At 67.3% G+C, this 18382-nt stretch carries 16 protein-coding genes and 1 pseudogene; 6 read left to right on the forward strand and 11 right to left on the reverse strand.

Annotated features, from left to right (window positions below; translation table 11 throughout):
* Positions 1–180: 180 nt before the first annotated feature.
* The 5 genes from MKK88_RS03170 to MKK88_RS33720 form a co-directional block, all read right to left on the reverse strand.
* Positions 181–1236, reverse strand: coding sequence for a zinc ribbon domain-containing protein (locus MKK88_RS03170; protein WP_243997143.1), 1056 nt, complete (start codon positions 1234–1236; stop codon positions 181–183).
* Between the two features lie 4 nt (positions 1237–1240).
* Entirely contained in the window at positions 1241–3394 is a 2154-nt protein-coding gene (locus MKK88_RS03175) for a M48 family metallopeptidase (RefSeq protein WP_243997144.1), read from the reverse strand.
* 57 nt (positions 3395–3451) lie between these two features.
* On the reverse strand, positions 3452–4558 hold the full coding sequence (locus MKK88_RS03180) for a DUF3829 domain-containing protein (protein WP_243997145.1): 1107 nt from the start codon (positions 4556–4558) through the stop codon (positions 3452–3454).
* A gap of 223 nt (positions 4559–4781) precedes the next feature.
* The gene (locus tag MKK88_RS03185) at positions 4782–5123 is read right to left on the reverse strand and encodes a hypothetical protein (protein ID WP_243997146.1); all 342 of its coding nucleotides are present in this window, start codon (positions 5121–5123) and stop codon (positions 4782–4784) included.
* A gap of 321 nt (positions 5124–5444) precedes the next feature.
* Complete coding sequence (locus MKK88_RS33720) at positions 5445–5570, reverse strand: hypothetical protein (protein ID WP_279602050.1); 126 nt, start codon at positions 5568–5570, stop codon at positions 5445–5447.
* 299 nt (positions 5571–5869) lie between these two features.
* On the opposite strand from MKK88_RS33720, the gene MKK88_RS03190 reads away from it, so the two are divergent.
* The 4 genes from MKK88_RS03190 to MKK88_RS03205 all read left to right on the forward strand — a co-directional run bounded on the left by MKK88_RS03190 (position 5870) and on the right by MKK88_RS03205 (position 10999).
* On the forward strand, positions 5870–8113 hold the full coding sequence (locus tag MKK88_RS03190) for an ATP-binding protein (RefSeq protein WP_243997147.1): 2244 nt from the start codon (positions 5870–5872) through the stop codon (positions 8111–8113).
* 1 nt (position 8114) lies between these two features.
* Positions 8115–8576 (forward strand): response regulator, encoded by a 462-nt coding sequence (locus MKK88_RS03195; RefSeq protein ID WP_243997148.1) that lies wholly within the window; start codon positions 8115–8117, stop codon positions 8574–8576.
* Positions 8573–10300, forward strand: coding sequence for a hybrid sensor histidine kinase/response regulator (locus tag MKK88_RS03200; RefSeq protein WP_243997149.1), 1728 nt, complete (start codon positions 8573–8575; stop codon positions 10298–10300). The genes MKK88_RS03195 and MKK88_RS03200 overlap by 4 nt, the downstream gene beginning before the upstream one ends.
* Before the next feature lie 438 nt (positions 10301–10738).
* A complete protein-coding gene (locus MKK88_RS03205) occupies positions 10739–10999 on the forward strand; it encodes an SDR family oxidoreductase (RefSeq protein WP_243997150.1) in 261 nt (86 codons plus the stop codon).
* A 65-nt stretch (positions 11000–11064) separates the two neighbouring features.
* Here the strand turns inward: MKK88_RS03205 and MKK88_RS03210 are convergent, their stop codons facing one another.
* Both MKK88_RS03210 and MKK88_RS03215 read right to left on the reverse strand, forming a co-directional pair.
* Complete coding sequence (locus tag MKK88_RS03210; RefSeq protein WP_243997151.1) at positions 11065–13152, reverse strand: catalase; 2088 nt, start codon at positions 13150–13152, stop codon at positions 11065–11067.
* Positions 13153–13452: 300 nt separating this feature from the next.
* A complete protein-coding gene (locus tag MKK88_RS03215; protein WP_243997152.1) occupies positions 13453–14166 on the reverse strand; it encodes a helix-turn-helix transcriptional regulator in 714 nt (237 codons plus the stop codon).
* Between the two features lie 86 nt (positions 14167–14252).
* Between MKK88_RS03215 and MKK88_RS03220 the strand changes: the two genes are divergently transcribed.
* Complete coding sequence (locus tag MKK88_RS03220; protein WP_243997153.1) at positions 14253–14666, forward strand: VOC family protein; 414 nt, start codon at positions 14253–14255, stop codon at positions 14664–14666.
* 270 nt (positions 14667–14936) lie between these two features.
* Here MKK88_RS03220 and MKK88_RS03225 read toward each other — a convergent pair whose 3' ends face one another.
* The gene (locus MKK88_RS03225) at positions 14937–15791 is read right to left on the reverse strand and encodes an NAD(P)H-binding protein (protein WP_243997154.1); all 855 of its coding nucleotides are present in this window, start codon (positions 15789–15791) and stop codon (positions 14937–14939) included.
* Positions 15792–15892: 101 nt separating this feature from the next.
* On the opposite strand from MKK88_RS03225, the gene MKK88_RS03230 reads away from it, so the two are divergent.
* Positions 15893–16615 carry a TetR/AcrR family transcriptional regulator gene (locus tag MKK88_RS03230; protein ID WP_243997156.1) on the forward strand — a complete coding sequence of 241 codons (723 nt, stop codon included), beginning with the start codon at positions 15893–15895 and terminating at the stop codon, positions 16613–16615.
* A gap of 308 nt (positions 16616–16923) precedes the next feature.
* Here the strand turns inward: MKK88_RS03230 and MKK88_RS03235 are convergent, their stop codons facing one another.
* The 3 genes and pseudogenes from MKK88_RS03235 to MKK88_RS03245 form a co-directional block, all read right to left on the reverse strand.
* The gene (locus MKK88_RS03235) at positions 16924–17325 is read right to left on the reverse strand and encodes a VOC family protein (protein ID WP_243997157.1); all 402 of its coding nucleotides are present in this window, start codon (positions 17323–17325) and stop codon (positions 16924–16926) included.
* Between the two features lie 328 nt (positions 17326–17653).
* Positions 17654–18046, reverse strand: a complete 393-nt coding sequence (locus tag MKK88_RS03240) for a response regulator (RefSeq protein WP_243997158.1) — start codon at positions 18044–18046, stop codon at positions 17654–17656.
* 69 nt (positions 18047–18115) lie between these two features.
* A pseudogene (locus tag MKK88_RS03245) lies at positions 18116–18382 on the reverse strand (histidine kinase); the annotation flags it as partial.

Raw genomic sequence — 18382 nt, forward strand, 5'->3', positions numbered from 1 at the left:
CGGCTACCAGCCACCCGCGCCGGAGGTCGTCCTCTGGCCAACCGAACCGAGCGGATCAGTGCCGTCCGCTCGCCCTGCCATCGTCAGCCGACCGACGATGCACTAACTTCGAACTCGGGCCACCGAATGGGGGCAGGCCACGGCCGTTCAGACTCTGTCATCTCCGCGCCCCGAGGCGCCCTACGCCATAACCACCGGAGCGACCGCGCGTCGCTCGCCGCAGGCCCGACAAAACCGCTCGAAGGTACTCTTGCGGTGAGAACAGCCGGGGCAGCGCTCGAAAACCTCAAGCCCGCAATGAGGGCAGAAGTTCGTAGCAGGGTCGTCCAGCGTGATACCCCTCTCACAGCCGGGGCAAACCTTGCGCGCAAGCCGGCTTAAAGCCTCGTCCGTGGCGATCTCGGTGCGGCGCTCCTCGCTGGGGCGCGCCTCGACCAACGCCTGTTTCTCGCGGTAGGCGTGCAGGGCGTTGATCGCCGCGCGGCCCCCGACCAGCGTCAGGATCACGCCGACCCCGTACTGCACGTAGCCGCCGTAGCTCGGCAAGTAAGGCACCAACTCGACGAAGAACGCGAACGCAGCCGCGAACGCAAAACCCCACACGAACGGCCAGTTGCGCGTGCGCCGCCGCTTCCGCAACAGCCAGCCGGCCAGCGTCAGAAGGGGCAGCGTCAGCGCGAGACGGTAGCCGAACACGCGCAGCTCCTGCACACGCTCTGCTGCTTCGAGTCGGCTCTGCGCCGCCGCACGAAGCTCGGCGTCGGCGCTCGCCAGGGTGGTCTCCCGCTCATTAAGCTCGAAAGCGGTGCGGTCAAGCGCCTCGATCCGCTCCTCGACCGCACGCTCGGCCGCCTTCAACGCGTCGAGCCGCTCGGTGCGGGCGACGAGGCCCGGATCCTGGTCGACGCGCTGCGTCGCGTCGCGGGTCTTCAGCCAATTGGCAAAGGTCTCGCGCGCCGCCTCCGAGGCCCCGCGCGCCGCGTCGAGCGCAAGTCCCGCCTCCTCGGCCTGCCGTCGCGTGTCATCCTGCTCCTGCCGGACGCGCTTGAGGCTATCGGTCGAGACGCGGGCCGGTTCGCGGTCCAGGAACTGCTCCAGGACGTAGCGGTGTTCCACCTGCGGCAGGTCGCCGACGACGAGCGAGCCCAGCCCGATCAGGAATGCTGCGAAGAGCAGGGCGACGAGCCACAGTGCGGCGTTGAACCAGCGCTCCGGGAGACGGTTGCCGGTGGCCAAGCAATCAAATCCCTTTGTTCGCTGCTGACAGGTGCCCGCGGGCGCGAGAGGCCGCGAGGTAGCGCCCGACCAGCGCGGCGAAGGCGTCGGGCTTGAGACCGCGCGCGCCCAGAGTCTGCACGCTGACGTGACGTCGCCGTCGGCTCACACGGGCCTGCGAGAACAGGCGCTTGGCCCTCGGCAGCGGGGCGTTCGGTGCGAGAGTCAGCGTCAAGGTCAGCCGCTTGCCGTGCGAGACCTGGAAGTCCATCACGTCCTGCCAAGCGACCGCACCATCGAGCAGCGGAGAGCGCAGCGCGTCTGGCGTCAGCACCAGCAGCGGCGTCCGGCCGCGTCGATGCACGCGTGCGGCGTAGATCCCCGCCCACGCGACACCCGCCGCGGCGACGGCTGCGAGGATCTGCTGCGCCAGCGCATCATGCGCGACGCCGAGTGCGCGGGGGTACAGTAGCAGCGCAGCGCCGGCCCCGGCGAACAGGATGGCGAGGACGCCCATCGTCCAGACCATCGGCGCACCGTTCTCGTGCACTAGCGTCTCCCCGACGGGCACGGCTGCTGCGACCTCTTCCAGGTAGGCTCGTTCGGCGACACGGTGCTCCCGTGCTCCGGTGAGGAAGTCCGCGCTGAGCTCGCGGCACAGGCCGGACCAGTCCGCGATCAGGGCAGCCGGCCAGGTACGGTCGCCCATGGTGAGCGGCCGAGCAGCACGGGCGAACAGCTCGGTGTCGAGCGGCACGCCGAGCGCCGCGATACGCTGACGGTCCGGCGGGTGAGTGTCGGTGGGATGCACCTGCCGCTCGTCGAGGTGCGCCCCCGGGTCGGGGAAGCCGGCGGCGGGGATCCCGTCGAGTACGCTCGCGACGAGGTCGTCGGGGGCCACGTCGGGCGCGTCGAAGGCGGATCCAAGCGTCTCGCTCACCACCTGCCCCAGAACACCGACGCGCAGCAGGGCGGAGGCCGCGGGCGGTGCGCCGGAAACTAGGGCGCCGCGCCGGTCGGCCTCGAACTCGCGCGCCCGGCTCCAGCGCGCCACCGCCGCGTCGAAGGTGCCGAGGCTGCGATGGCCGACATAGGCGGCGGGGCGGGTGAGCAGATCCCCGGGGCCGGCATTGCCCAGCGCGGCCAGCGCGCGATGCAGACCGGCGTAGATCGGAGTGAAGCGCCGACTGTAAGCGGTGTCTTCGCCCGCGAAGTGCGCGAGCTCGTGCCCGATCACCGCAGAGAGTTCGCGCCGGTCGAGCACGCCGAGATAGGGGGCGGGCAGGTACAGCGTGCGCCCCGTCAGCGTCCGACCGTCCGGGTTCAGGCGCACGGCACCCTCCGTGACGAAGAAACCACCGGTCAAGCCGACGACCACTGCGTCGGGGGCGAGCGCGTCCCCGCGCCCGGCGAGCTCGCGCACGAAGCGCCACAGACCCGGAGCCTCGGCCTCGTCGAGGGCGCGGCCGCGCACGTCGATGGGCTCGGGGGTGAACAGCGCGAACACCCCGCGCAGGCCGCGCACCGCCGCGACCGCGGCCCAAGCCGCCAGGGCGGCGATGACGAGGGCGCCGAGCAGCAGCTTGGCCTCCCCGGCCGAGAACCGCTGGGTGAACCACAGCCCGGTGGCCTCGAACAGCGCGGCCGCGAGCACCGCGAGGCTCAGGCCCACGATCTGCAGGCCGAGCAGCGCCGGCAGCACACGGCGCACGAGACCGAAACTCGCGAGCAGTGCGTCGCGCGAGCGCCGCGCCCACAAGCCCGCGGCGCCGCCGCCGGCCAGCGCGACGAGACCGGCCAGCAGCGCGAGTATCGCGCCGGCGAGCGTCGCGTACGGCACCCACGCCCGAGCCCGGGCCAGGGGTAGATCGCGTGTGACCGCGGCCAGCGCCTCCTCAGCTTTGTCGGCCGCGAGCGCCGCGCCGTAGGTGGTTCGCGCCCCCTCGAACCGAACCGAGGCGTAGGGATCTGTCGCCGCCAGCAGGCGTAGCTGGACGACGGAGACGGGCAGCTCGACCTGACGGCGCGTGACGCTCTTGGCGGTCGCCTGCCCGCGCTCGACCTCCCAGGCCCCGAGCCCCGCGAGCAAGGCCGGAACGCCGACGACCCAGGCGAGGAGCCAGACGACGGGGGGAAGCCGGCGACTGCCGCGGCGGCCCTCATGAAGCGGCACGATCATCTGCCCCTCGGCGTTCGACTGTCTATGGAAGCCGACCTTCGCAGTCCTGGCGGTCCGTCAGCTCGGCCGCGCCCGACTCTCGTACCGCTGGCAGGATTCGAAATCGCGAACCGAGCGGTTGTAGGCGTCGTTGAACAGCCGCGCCGGCTGGCTCGGATCTCCCTTCGCCTTGATGTCCCGCGCGACGTCGCGGCCGTGGCCGATCACGCTCGCCACCGTATCCGCGTAGCCGGTGCAGGATGAGCTGGCTTTGGGGTTCATGCCGTCGAACGTCGCCCCGAGCTGTCTGTTGGCGCTCGACACATCGCTCAGGGCGGCGAGGAACGAGGCTGTATCGGTCTTTGGCCGGAGCGCCTCGAAACGCTGCACCGCCCGGCGTAGCGCCAGGCTGGTCGCAAGCAGCCGGCGTGCTGGAGCGTCCTCCGGCAGCATCGCCATCCGCCGCCCGTCCCGGGCGAGCTCGCGCTCGAACAGCGCGTTGCCGTAGGCGTCCATCGCCTTGGCGGCTGCTTCGACCTTAGGAACGAGGATCGGGTGCTGCTCGCGGGCGAACTTGTACCCGTCCTCCTTGAACTCTCGCGTGGTCTGGTAGCGGGTCAGCGCCTTCAGCGTCGGGTTGAGCTCGCGCAAGGCTGCGAGCAGCCGCGTGGCCTGCGGGTCGACCTCGGGGATGGCCCCGGGCAGAGCGACCGCCTTCTCCAACTCGTCGATCACCCCGTCGAAGTCGACGATGCCGAAGTGGTACCACGCGTTGGCACCCAGCTTCGTGCCCAGCTTGAGCTCGCGTTCGTTATCGCGTCGGTACTCGGCGAGTTGCCTTTCCAGCGGGTGGGAACGCACGAGGTGGTTCTGCACCTCGGTGTAGGCGTTCGCCTTCGCCACCCCCTGCGCTTCACGGCTCGGCGGGGGTGGCGCGACCCGGGCATCCGCGCGGGCAGGGGCCTGAGCGGCGGTGGCCGGAGGCGCGGCCTGCAGCAGTGCCTGCGAGGCTGGCGGCGGGGCGGGGAAGTCGCACCTGAAGGCATCGACCATGCTTTGGCGCACCGCCTCGTGGGCCTGAGCGCACTGCTGGGCGACGGTCGGGCGAGCGGACGCGTTGCGGCTGATGGCATCGCGGAAGCTCTCCCGCAGCGTGCCGATACCTTGGTGGATGTTGGGGCGCACAGCCTCCGGCACGCCAGGGCTTGCGGCACACTGCGCGTATGCGTCTAGGAAGGCGTCACAGCTCTCGACACCGACAGGCGTTACCGGGGTCACGGCCGCGGCGGGCATAGCCAGCACGGTGGAAAGACAGGCCACGAGGATCCGACGGCATCTCACCGCACGCTCACAGCTGCCACGCGACATGCTCAACTCCGCGACTGTAAGGCTATCTGGCATGGCAAAATCAGAGATTGCGCAGTGCGAGCCATGGGACGAGCGCAGCGAGCGCAACGGGCACGGACCAGTACTGTACCGGCACCCAGAACAGCGCGTGCTGACGGCGGAGAAGAACGCGCTGATTCGTGGCCGGATCGATGAGTTCGCGCGGCGGATGACCATTCAGGCGCCGGCCGACGATCCAATTGGCGGTTGCGGCCGCGAACAGCCCGAGGCTGACGGCGAGAAAAGTGAGTTCGGGGTGACCGAGGGCCCGAAGCGCCAAGCCGCCCAGCGCCCCGACCGTAACCGCCGTGCCGACCGCGACGGGAATGACTACGATCCCCCAGCCCGACCAGATGAAGAGCATCAATACCGCCTGAGTTCTACCCGAAACCTGCAGCCACGGTGGCGAAGAGTAGTGCATCGCGCTGGACGGCGATCCGCCGTCGCCTCTTGCAGGAGCGTTCGGCTCCCTCTTGGGCGTGGGAATGAGGCATCGCTGTGTTCACGGCAGCGTGAACAGACGAAAATAATCGATCAACGCGATTGCTGATCTCCAAAAATTGGCTGTGCTGTATCTGCATTATGACGTGTGGGTACGACGGCCATAGCGGCGTGCCTCATCGGCGTCAGCCTCGATCCGGCATCGTTCCGCTCGTTGTTTCGCTGGAGAGCCTTCGGGTTCATCTCAGTGGGGCGTGACCTCTTCGCGGGCCGGACGGCACGCCCGATGCAGCACCACGGCCACGATCACGGTCACGCTGGGCATGGCCACGCTGAGCACAGCGGAGCCGAGCACGTGCATGCTCATCATCTCAACTAACCTCTTCGACTTGCCGACCCGTGCGCGTCGTGGCCGTGTCAGACTTGGGCCACGTCGTCGGGGTTTCGGAATCCTGCCCCGGTGATAAGGTGTCCCGGCGATCAACCTTGGGATGCCCGATCCCCCCGCTGACGGGACGCGCATGCGACGCCCGGCCACCTCGCGGCAGACCCACGTCAAACGATAGGTGCGCCAAGCCCCCGGGCCCATGACCCGACCGGGGACTCGCCGATGAATGAAGGGCGGTCGTTGGACCGATCCGGACGCGAGCAGGATCAAGTTTGAATCGAATGACCCAGGCGGCCCGTATCAACCTCACGGCCTGTGACCGCGAGCCGATCCATATCGCTGGCAGCGTGCAGCCTCACGGTTTCCTGCTCGCCCTCGACCCACCGTCCCTGACCGTCGTACAGGCCAGCGCCAACGCCCCGGTTGAGGCGGCCGTCGGCGCGCTCCTTGATGCGGTCTTCCCACACCTCGCCGCCATCGTCCGGCGCCATCTCGACGAGCCCGGGCCGCAGGCGGGCGCGTCCTACCTCCGCACCGTGACGCTCACCTCCGATGCCGCACGCCTGACCTACGAGGTCGCGGCGCATCGTGTCGACGGCTTGGTCGTACTGGAATTGGAGGAGGTCGACGCCGCCGCCGCGGATCTCGGCCTCGACGTGCTCACACCGCGGCTGCGCTCCTTCGTCGAGCGCCTCCATGCCGCCCACGACATCGAGGAACTCTGCCACCTTGTGGCGCAGGACATCCGCGCCGTCACCGGCCTCGATAGGGCGCTGGTCTACCGGTTCGACCGGGACTGGCACGGCACGGTGCTGGCCGAGGACGGCAACGGCGTGCTGCCGTCCTACCTCGACCTGCGCTTCCCCGCCTCGGACATCCCGGCGCAGGCGCGCGAGCTCTACCGCCGCAACCGCATGCGCATCATCCCCGACGCGGGCTACGCCCCCGTGCCGATCCTGCCGGCATCGACGCCCGCGGGGAAGCCGCTCGACCTCAGCCAATCCGTCCTGCGCTCTGTCTCGCCGGTCCACGTCGAGTACATGCGCAACATGGGCACGATGGCATCCATGTCGGTTTCCATCCTGATCGACGGTGCCCTGTGGGGCCTCATCTCATGCCACAACGCCGAGCCGAAGCGCGTGCCGCTGCACGCCCGCAATGCCTGCGACGTGCTGGCCCAGATCTTCGCCCTGCAATTGTCGGCCCGCGAGCGCGGCGCCCAGGCCGAGCAGAGGCTGGCGCTCGGGCAGGTGCAAGCGCGCCTCCTCGGGTTCATGGCGGAGGAGGACAGCTTCGTCGACGGCCTACTCAACCATCCCGACGACGTCCTGGCCCTGGTGAACGCCTCGGGCGCCGCCGTCGTCACCGCCGACCGTTGCCGGCTGATGGGCGCCACGCCTGACGAGGGTGACGTGCGTGCGATCTACGACTGGCTGTCGGCGAGCGGCGACACCGACGACGTCTTCGTTTCCGAATCCCTGTCCGACACCATCGCCGAGGCGGCGGCCTACGCCGACCATGCGAGTGGGCTCCTCGCCATCTCGATCTCGAAGAAGTACGCGAGCTACATCCTTTGGTTCAGGCCGGAGGTGGTCCGGACGGTCAAGTGGGGTGGCAACCCGGTCAAGCCCGCCGTCCCGGATCCCGAGGGTGGGCCGGACCGCCTGCACCCCCGGAAGTCGTTCGAGATCTGGAAGGAGACGGTGCAGGGCCGCTCGCTACCGTGGTCGATCCCTGAAGTCGAAGCCGCCAAGGATCTGCGCGCGTCGGTGCTCGGCATCGTGCTGCGCCGGGCGGAGGAACTCGCGGCGATGAGCGAGGAGCTCCAGCGCTCGAACAAGGAACTTGAGGCGTTCTCGTACTCGGTGAGCCACGACCTTCGGGCGCCGTTCCGGCACATCGTGGGCTACTCGAACTTGCTCAAGACCCGCGAGGGACAGAACCTGTCGGACAAGGGCAGGCACTACGTCGAGACCATCATCGAGGCGGCGGCATCGGCCGGCACGCTGGTCGACAACCTGCTGACCTTCTCACAGATGGGGCGGCACGCACTGAACAAGGTCTCCGGCGAGATGGTGCCCCTCGTCGACGAGGTCCGTCGCAAGGTCGAGCGCGACGTCGCGCCCGGGCGGACCGTGCGCTGGGAGATCGGCGTCCTCGGTCGCGTGCACGCAGATCCGTTCATGCTGCGGCTGGTGATCGAGAACCTGCTTTCTAACGCCCTGAAGTACACCCGTGACCGGCCCGAGGCGGTCGTCGAGGTCGGGAGGCTATCACCCCGGGACGGCGAGGCGGTGTTCTTCGTGCGCGACAACGGGGTCGGCTTCGACATGGCGTACGTCGACAAGCTGTTCGGCGTGTTCCAGCGCCTCCACCGCGTCGAGGAGTTCGAGGGCACCGGCATCGGCTTGGCCAACGTCCGTCGCATCGTCGAGCGCCACGGCGGCCGGACCTGGGCCGAGGGACGGCTCGGCGAGGGCGCCACCTTCACCTTCACCCTACCGCTCCGGGAGGACGCACGCTGACATGGCTGGATTGAAGCCGATCCTCCTGGTGGAGGACAACCCGAACGACATCGAGTTGACGCTGGCGGCGCTCGAAGCGAGCCAGATCGCCAACGAGATAGTCATCTGCCGCGACGGCGCGGAGGCCTTGGATTTCCTGCACCGGAAAGGTCCACACGAGGGCCGGGGGAAGCAGGATCCGGCCGTGGTGCTCCTCGACCTGAAGCTGCCGAAGGTCGACGGCCTGGAGGTGCTGGCCAGGGTCAAGGGCGACCCTACCACGCGCGGCATCCCCGTAGTCATGCTGACATCGTCGCGGGAGGAGACCGACGTGGTCCGCTCGTACGACCTCGGGGTGAACGCGTTCGTGGTGAAGCCAGGCGCCTTTGACCAGTTCTTCGCCGCCATCCGGGAGTTGGGCGTGTTCTGGACGGTGCTGAACGAAGCGCCCCCGCACCGGGGAGACCAGCCATTCAACGGGTGATCGAACCTTCCGCAGACCCGCTGCGCATCCTCCACCTGGAAGACAGCGACCTCGATGCGGAACTCATCGAGGCGGAACTGGACAACCTCGGCCACCCGTTCGTGATCGAGCGGGTGATGACGCGCGAGGAGTTCACGGCAACCGCTATCCCCGGCCGTCATGACTTGATCCTGGCGGACTATGCCCTGCCGACCTTCGATGGCGTCAGCGCCCTCGGCATCGCGCGGGAACAGTGCCCCGACATCCCGTTCATCTTCTGCTCCGGCACGCTGGGCGAGGACGTGGCGGTCGAGGCGCTGAAGAACGGCGCGACCGATTACGTCGGCAAGCAGCGCCTCGACCGTATGACCCGCACCATCGTCCGCGCGTTGTCCGAAGCGCGGGCGAAGGCCGAAAGGGCAGCGGCCCAGGCGGCTCTGCAGGCACTCAATGACACGCTCGAAGCTCGCATCGCAGAGCGAACCCATGAGCTTGCCGAAACCAATGCCGAGCTCAAGCATCAGATCGTCGAGCGAGAGCGGGCCGAGGAAGCCCTGCGCCTGAACCAGCGTCTGGAGGCTGTCGGACAACTGACCTCCGGCGTCGCGCACGACTTCAACAACCTGCTCACGGTAATCGCCGGCAACATCGAGTTCCTGGAACGCGCGGTGTCCGACGACCGCTCGAAGCGTCGCTTGGCGATGATGAGGGGAGCGGCCGAGCGCGGCGCTCGCCTAACGGCGCAGCTCCTGGCCTTTTCTCGTCGCCAGCGGTTGGAGCCGACCCCGGTCGGCCTGAACGACACGGTCGCCTCGATGCGTGACCTACTGCAGAGTTCTATCGGCGGCGCGGTTCAGATCGAGACCACCCTGCAAAGCGACCTGTGGCCGGCTCTAATCGACGCGACACAAATCGAATTGGTGATCCTCAACCTCGCCATCAACGCCCGCGACGCGATGGCGGTGGGTGGGCGGCTCACCATCGAGACCGCCAACGTGACCATCAGCGGTGCCCCGACCCGGCCGGAGCAGCCGCAGCCGGGCGAGTACGTCATGGTGTCGGTGAGCGACACCGGAAGCGGCATGCCGCCGAACGTCCTCAAGCGGGTCTTCGAGCCGTTCTTTACGACAAAGGAAGTGGGTAAGGGCTCAGGGCTCGGCCTCGCCCAAGTCTACGGGTTCGTGAAGCAGTCCGGTGGCGGCATCCGCATCGACACGGTGCTAGGCGAAGGCACCTCGATTAAGGTCTATCTGCCCCGGGTCGTTGGCGTGGGAACCGCGTCGAGTCAGGGGACGACGGCCGTCGGTTGTACCCGTACCCCCCTGACGGGGAGCCGCTCGAAACTTCTCGTGGTGGACGACGACGCAGACGTTAGGGAAGTCACCGTGACCCGGCTCTCCGAGGCTGGGCACGACGTGCGCGAGGCGGCCTCCGGCCTCCAGGCGCTGGTGGCCCTGGAGGCGGACCCTTGCATAGACCTGGTTGTGCTCGATTTTGCCATGCCAGGCATGAACGGCGCCGAGGCTGCCATCGAGATCCGTCGGCGCTGGCCGAGAATGCCGGTCTTGTTCGTAACCGGGTTTGCAGACGCGATGGCCCTGACACTGGCCGGTGCCGGCGGGGCCGACGCGGTCGTCCTGAAGCCGTTCCGGGACGGCGAGCTCGAACGCAAGGTCGCCGCGGCTATTGCCGTCCCCGTGCAGCCAGGGTTGAGGCTGGTATCTGACCGCGCGCGCGAGCGCTGACCCACAACGGAACGTGGCGTGCCCGTCGTGGCATGTCGCACATGACGCAGCCGATTTCGACGACCGCGCCCATTTTATCGAAGCGGATCGCCTTCGCTCCCCCCGACGGTGTTGTCCCGTTCGGTTCGAGCCGAATAGCCGTTCGCCCCGGGAGGAGGCGTAAGCCACGCATCACGGGGTCGGTGCGGTTCGAGAGATCGGCTGGCTTAAGGCGGACGGCCTGCCACGTTGTTCGCGGCGATACGCTCCCGCAGGCTGATGGTGCGTGGGGTAATCGCAGGCGGCGCGGGCCGCCCCGGCTCAGAGCTAAATCGTACTGTTCTCCACAGAGGACGCAGTGCAACCCTGCATCGAGGAACTGCCCTACGCCGCTGCGAAGGCCGGCGTCCTCAACCTCGCGAAGGGGCTGTCGAGGCCTATGGGCCGGACGGCGTTCTCGTGAATGCGGTCGGCCCGGCCTTCATCGCGACGCCGATGATCGACGCCCAGATGGAGAAGGCCAAGGAGAAGGGCATCTCGTTCGACGAGGCGATCAAGCTGACGCCGGACGAGGAGCGCCTCGGCAACGTCGCCAAGTGCCGCGGCCGGGCCGGGGAGATCGCAGCCGCGGTCACGTTCCTATGCTCGGAACATGTCAGCTTCATCACCGGCGAGTTCCTCCGGGTCGACGGTGGTTCTGTCATGACCATGGGGGCCTGAGGCCGGTTTGCGTATCCACGGCCGTTCGGCGGCGATGTGCGTACCGAACGGCCTAGTCTGCCTAGTCAGGCCAGCGTGCGGACCTTGGGCTCGCGGTCCCAGTAGCGCTTCTTCGCCGCCTCGACGAAACCGTTGAGGTCGGTCACGCCCTCGTCCACCTCGACGCCCGCCTTGTCGAGCAGCGGCTTTGCCGCGACGTTGGCGCCGATGGCTTTCAGGTGCCCGAAGGCGTCCATCACCCACTGCACCGCGGCCGCTTCCTTCACGAGCTTGCCGGCGGCCTTCTCGGAGAGGATCACCGCGCAGCCATCGACCGTGACCGAGGGCTGGCCGAACAGCTGCGCGTCGGCGGCGATGGACGATCCGTCCGACAGCGGCACCTTGCCGACCTTCGGGGCGATGGTCATCGCATGGCCGCCCGCGGCCTTGATCGCCTTCTTCAGCGATTGCAGCTCGCCCGCATCCGTCCCGTCGGCGATCAGGATGCCGATGTTACGGCCTTCTAGCGTGTGCCGCTCCAGCGGGCCCCGGATGATGCGCAGGGCCGGCGACGGGGCCATGTCGAGGACCGGCGCGGCGGTCGGCGAGGCGGGCGGCAGATCCATCGCCAGCCCGTCGGCGACGCGGGTCGCCAGATCCTCATCGACGTTGCGCAGGTTGGCGAGCATCGTCAGGCGGATGTGTTCCAGGCTCACCTTGGACAGTTCGAAGACCAACGCGGAGGCGATGTGGGCCTGTTCGGCCGGATCCATGGACCGGAAAAACAGCCGCGCCTGACTGTAGTGGTCCGCGAAGCTCTCCGGCCGGATGCGCAGCTTCGGCCCCTCCTCCTCCGAGGGGAAGGTCACGTAGCCCTTCGAGGCGTCCTCGCGAGCGCCGCCTGGCTCGCCCGCGCGGGAGAGGCTGTTCGGCTCATAGTTGGCGCGGCCCTTCGGCACCGCCATCTGCATATGGCCGTCCCGCTGCTGGTTCATGAACGGGCAGCCCGCCGCCGCGGCCCGCCCCTTCGCGGCATTGATCGGAAGCTGGTGGAAGTTGACTGACCCCAGCCGTGAAAGCTGTGTGTCCGTGTAGCTGAACAGACGGCCCTGGAGCAGCGGGTCGTTTGAGAAACTGATGCCCGGCACGACGTGGCTCGGCACGAAGGCCGCCTGCTCGGTCTCCGCGAAGTAGTTGTCGGGGTAGCGGTCGAGCACCATGCGCCCGACGATCTTCACCGGCAGCACTTCCTCGGGGATGATCTTGGTCGCATCGAGGACATCGTAGGGCTGGCTGTTGGCGAACGCCTCATCGAACAGCTGCACGCCGAGTTCCCAGGTCGGATAATCGCCGCGCCCGATGCGCTCGAACAGGTCGCGGCGTTGGAAGTCCGGATCGGCTCCGGCGATCTTCACGGTCTCGTCCCAGATCGTCGAGGCGAGGCCCGCCTTCGGCTTCCAGTGGAACTTGACGAAGGTGTTCTTCCCGTCCTTGTTGATGAAGCGGAAGGTGTGAACGCCGAAGCCCTCCATGTTGGCGAAGGTACGCGGCAGGGTGCGGTCCGACATGGCCCACATGATCATGTGGGTCGACTCGGGCATGAGGCTGATGAAGTCCCAGAACGTATCGTGGGCGGTGGCCGCCTGCGGATAGCCGCGGTCGGCTTCCATCTTGGCGGCGTGGATCAGATCCGGGAACTTGATCGCGTCCTGGATGAAGAACACTGGGATGTTGTTACCGACGAGATCCCAGTTGCCCTCGCGGGTGTAGAACTTGACGGCGAAGCCGCGCACGTCGCGCGGCGTGTCGATCGAGCCGGCGCCGCCCGCCACGGTGGAGAAGCGGGTGAACACCTCGGTGCGCTGCCCCTTCCGCTGGAACAAGTCGGCGACGGTGATGTCCGCGAGGCTCTCCGTGCACTCGAAGTAACCATGCGCGGCGGAGCCACGCGCATGGACGATCCGCTCGGGGATGCGCTCGTGATCGAAGTGGTTGATCTTCTCGCGGTAAACCTCGTCCTCGAGCAGGACCGGCCCATGGGCCCCGGCCTTGAGCTGATTCTGGTTGTCGGAGATCGGCGTGCCGTGGTTGGTGGTCAGCACAGGGTGGTCGGCGTCGGCGGTCTGGTGCGTCTCGCCACCGTGGCCGGCGTTGAGGGAGGTGTGTTCGGTCATAACGATTCTCCTTGGCGGGAGGCCAACTGAAAGCTGAGCCGTAAGTTTCCACCCTCGCGCGAGAGCGGTGAAAGGGCCATGCCGGTCGGTGCAATCGCTCCAACAAGCCGGCCGCTAGGGCCCGGCGTGTCTGCTTCACCGCAATTGCGACTTGAAAGCAGATTAGCGGCTTACGGCCAGTTCAAGCCGCGTAAGTGGGCGCCTTCGAACGGCTGGATTGGGTGGATTTCAGCCGGTCTGCTTCCGAGTGGCTTGGGCGTTGAAGCAGACCCCGAAAATTTGGCCTATCCCGCCTCGCGGTCAGCCACCAGATCGTGCTGCCGGGGCCGCATTCTCGCTTTCCAGCGCTTCCAGATAGGCGCGCAGTAAGGACGCCCGATCCGGCCGAAAACTGCCCACCTCGACCCTGGCTTCGCCGATGCGGTCGATCCGGAACATCCGGAATGCTTCGCGCAGACGACACCACGATAAAACGACCAGTCGCCGCTCCGTGTGGACGATCGCCAGCGGTAGGATCGTCCGCAGCGTGCCCGAACCGCGCTCATCTGTGTAGTGGATGGTGAGCGCCTCTTCTCGCCAGCACGCCTGCCGGATCAGCCCCAGGTGATGCGCTGGCGAGTAGCGTGCCTCGGGGCGATAGACCTTCGACACGCAGTGGAACAGGTGCTGCTCGCGATCGTCCGGCAACGTCGCTGCGACCTTGGCCACGACCGAAGCCGCTGCCGCCGCCAAGTCGGGGTCGCCCATGGCGCGCACCTCCGCCATGCCGAGTGCCAACGCCTCGATCTCCAGACGATCCAAGGTCTGCGGTGGAAGCGCGTAATCCTCGATCAGCCGGTAGCCGTAACCCCGCTCGCCGTCGATCCGGGCTCCGGCGGCCCGCAGGCTGTCGATGTCCCGGTACAGGGAGCGCACGGACACGCCGGTTTCCTCTGCCAGCCGCGCGGCCGTGACCGGTTTGGGCAGGGTGCGCATCGCCTGGAGGAGACGGAAGAGGCGGTCGCTCCGTGCCATCAGCCTACTGCCGGTTTCTGTCAGGTAGGGGTTGGTACATCCGGGTCGCAGGGCACGACAACACGCCCCGCCCATCGGAGACCGCAATGACCGTCCAAACGACGACCCATCTCAACTTCCGCGGGCAGGCTCGCAAAGCCCTCGACTTTTACCGCTCCGTCTTCGGGGGCGAGCGAACGATCGTTACCTACGGGGATCTTGGAGCGACACAGGATCCCGTGCAGGCCGAGCGCGTGATCTGGGGCCAAGTAGCGTCCGATCAGGGGTTCCGGATCATGGCCTATGACGTGCAGCCGGAGAAGCCGTGGAACCCCGGCGAGAACGCGGTCTACGTCTCGCTCCGCGGAACATCGCCGGAGGAGATCACTGCACACTGGGAGAAGCTTCGCGCGGGCGGTTCGGTTCTGCAACCGCTCGGCGCATCAGCTTGGTCCCCACTCTACGGAATGCTGACGGATCGGTTCGGTGTGACATGGGTCATGGACGTGATGGTGTCCTAACCTAACATTCTGATGGGCGGGCGACCGAGCGTTTGTCCGCTTTCCAGCATCAGAGCCACAGTGGTGAGCGGCTGCCAAGGGTGGTTTTCTGACGGTCCGCCTCTGAGCGCAGTCCTGATGGAGCGGACGTTGCCGTCTCGCCTGCCCCCGATCCAACGCAGCCCCCCAGAAGGTGCGCTTATCGGTAACTCAGCCGGTCCCAAAGAACCGCCCGCCCTGATGTTGGACCGGCGGCCCGACGATCACGGGCGGGAGGGCTGACGTCTGCGATCAGAGACCTGCGGCTGCCAGCATCTCGCGCATCGTCCGGGGCGGCCGGCCCAGCAACTCCTCCAGCGCAGGATCGGTCGCCGCGAAGTCCCCCCGGCGCGCAGCCTGGAAGGTCCCGAGCAACATGTCGGCGTAAAGGGCAGGCATCCCGCCTGCGATTTTCGCGTCTCGCCATTCCACGTCGCCGATGACAGTGTGGCGCACGGCGCGCCCGGTCACCTCCGAAGCGATCACCGCCACCTCAGCCATGGTCACGGCCCGGCCCGCCGTGAGCGGGGGCGTCGGGCCGTCCCACCCGTCTCCCGCCGCCAGGATCGCCGCGTCGGCCTCCGCCAAGTCGGCGCGCGCCGTCCAGGCGACTGGCCCGTCCTCGGGCGTGCACAGTTCCCCGGCGCGCAGCCCATTGCCAACCATGAAAAGGCAGCTCTCGGCGTAGAAACCGTGGCGCAGCGCTGTCCACAACCCGCCGCCCGCCAAGTCCGACTCCGTGCCGGCGTGCTGGCCGGCGGGCGGGAAGGACGAGCCACGCCGCGCGCCAGCATGGCTCGTGTATAGGATCCGTCGCACACCGACGGCGCGGGCTGCGGCAATGGCGGTGCGGTGCAGGCGCAGCGCCTCCTCGCCGAGCTTGTTGGCCGAGACGATCAGCACCTGGTCCGAACCCTCGAACGCCGCCCGCAGGCTGGCCTCGTCCGCGAAGTCGGCTTGGCGGACCGCGACGCCCTGCCGGGCAAGGTCGGTGGCCTTGCCAACGTCCCGAACACTGACCGCGATCCGCTCTGTCGGCACACGGTGCAGCAGATCCTCGACGACGGCCTTGCCGAGTTGGCCGGTGGCCCCTGTGACGACGATCATTCGCAGCCCCTGTAACGATGGAAACATCATCGCTGTATCAGGGATAATGATCACCTTCAATCGCCGCTATCGATCTGAACATACCGATGCTACATCGCGCCATGAACGATGGACTGGACGGTGGGGACGATAGGCAGGACGCCCGGGCGCGCATCCTGGCGGCGGCGTCCGAGCTGATCGCTGACGGCGGCGTGGTGGCCCTGACCACCCGGGCCGTGGCTGCAGCGGCGGCGGTGCAGGCACCGACGCTCTACCGCCTGTTCGGGGACAAGCGTGGGCTGCTCAACGCTGTGGCCGAGCACGGGCTGGCGACTTTTCTCGCTCGCAAGCGGGCGGTGCTGCCGCACCCCGACCCGGTCGAGGGCTTGCGTGAAGCCTGGGACGCCTACATCGCGTTTGGGCTGGCCCACCCGGCGGTGTTCGCGATCACCAACGAAATAGGCGCGCCGGCCTCCGGGTCGCCGGCCATGCTCGCCGGCCTCGCAATCCTGCGCGAACGGGTGGGGCGGATCGCGCGGGCTGGTCGGCTGCATGTGCCAGTGGAGCGCGCGGTGGCGCTGATCCACGCCGCGGGCGTCGGCACGGTGGCGACCCTGCTCGCGACGGACGAGGACGCGCGCGACCCGCACCTCTCGCCCCTGGCGCGCGACGCGGTGCTCGCCGCAGTCGTCGGCGACCCATCCGCGCCGGACGGGGCCGGCTTGGCGTCCCTGGCGGTCGGCCTGCGCGCGCACCTCGCCGCGGCCGCAGCGCTGACGCCGGGCGAGCGCCTCCTGATGAACGAGCTGCTGGGCCGTCTCTCAGAGCCGACCGAAGCCGAATGACCCCTCACGGGCTTCTAGTTGACGATCGCCCCCACCCAACCCGAAGTCGCCGGACGATTGGCGAACGACTGCTTCCGGCAAGCGTCGATCGCGTCCCTAGCGACTGAGTTGGGTCGGTAGGAAACTGTCCGCTTTTCCGGCGGCCAGCCTTCGAAGCTGCCATTCCGCTTACGGCCAGCACCGGTCGCGTCGACCGGCGCCACTGAACGACCGGGTCGGGTGGTTTGGAGACGTTCCGCTTTCGCTACGCGACGAGGCGAAAGCGGACGCCAAGCGACATACCGTTGCGTTCGAACCGCGACGGCTTGTTAGACGGCGGCTGCCTCTGCGCGCCGGAGTTGGGTCCGTGTTGCTACTTCGATGAAATAGCCGCCCTTGGCCTTGAAGTAGAATGTCCAGGCACCGTGATAGTCGCGCGGCTCCGGCACATCCCAGCCATCGGCTTTCAGGCGCGCGTTCAGTGCGTCGACTTCCTCACGGCTGTCTTGGATGAAGCCAATATGGTGGACGTCACTATTCTCAGGGTAAGCAAAGCTGCCTCGTTTTTTTGCAAAATCATTCAAGACTAAGAGCATGCCGTCGTCATCGTCGTGAATAACAGCAAGTGCCTTCCCGCGCATCACCAGCGTGCGCAGCCCAAAATAGGTCTCGAACATTGACACGTCGGCAGGGACGTCGGTGCTCGTCAGATTGATATGGTTGAGCTTCACTGGACATACCTTTCCTGTTCGTCGGAAAGGACGCGCTGGTAGTCGGCCGCTGATGGCGGCCGCCATGCACGAGCGTCGGGCCACCCGGACTACCGACCGGGCTGTGGCTTCTACACGTCCGAGACTGAGCTAAGCAGCACGCGACAGCCCGTCAAGGATCACGAACGACCAAGGGCTCGGACGATGATGCGTGTTCGCTTTGGGAGTGCAGGCGAGGCGATCCGGACGGCTTACTTGGGTCGGATGCGGAATGACCAGATGGGGTGGTTTCCTGCTGATCTGCTTTCGGTAGCTCAGGCATCGAAACTGACATCGAGGTCCCGTTCGATCACCAAGTTGGTGCGGGGCCTGCGATGAGTTCCACCACGGCCCGCACAAGTTCCGCTTCCAAATACGGCTTCGTCAGCCTCGGACGGCTGCTGTACGCATCCGCATCAGACGCCTTTACGTCCCCGGTTGCGAAGAGGTATGGCACACCTAGGTCTCCCAGCCTTGCGGCTAGGGGATAAATGGTACTGCCGTCGCCGAGGTTTACATCCAGTACCGCCGCGGTGAGACCACCGTCATCGATAAGGTCGAGGGCTTGATCGACGCTTGGAACCGGACCTGTCACCGTCGCTCCGGCTTCCGACAGCCAACGCTTCAGGTCCATGGCAATCAGGTACTCATCCTCGACAACGAGGATGCAGTGTCCGGTAAGCGGTCGAGCAGGATCAGGCACCCGCCCTCCAAGGCGCGCAGCGAATGCTCGTCAGAATAAGGTCCCCGAACAGCTACGCCATCACACAGGTCAGGATACTGGCATTTCGATACGACAGCGCACGCCGTTCGCTCCCAACTCGTAGTCGACCTTGGCCTCCAGCGCGTAGGCCAGGGCTTCTTGGATCAGTTCGGTGCCGTAGCCGCGTCGCGCCGGCTTGTTCGATCCAACGGCGACACCGCTCTCGACCCAGCTCAATGCTAAGCGGCGACGTTCGCGTCGGTCGAACACCATTTCCCAGGTGACGAGAAGTCGGCCATTCTCGGTGCTCAAGGCTCCATATTTGACGGCGTTGGT

The sequence above is a fragment of the Methylobacterium sp. E-005 genome (genome assembly GCF_022829725.1).
Lineage (GTDB): Bacteria > Pseudomonadota > Alphaproteobacteria > Rhizobiales > Beijerinckiaceae > Methylobacterium.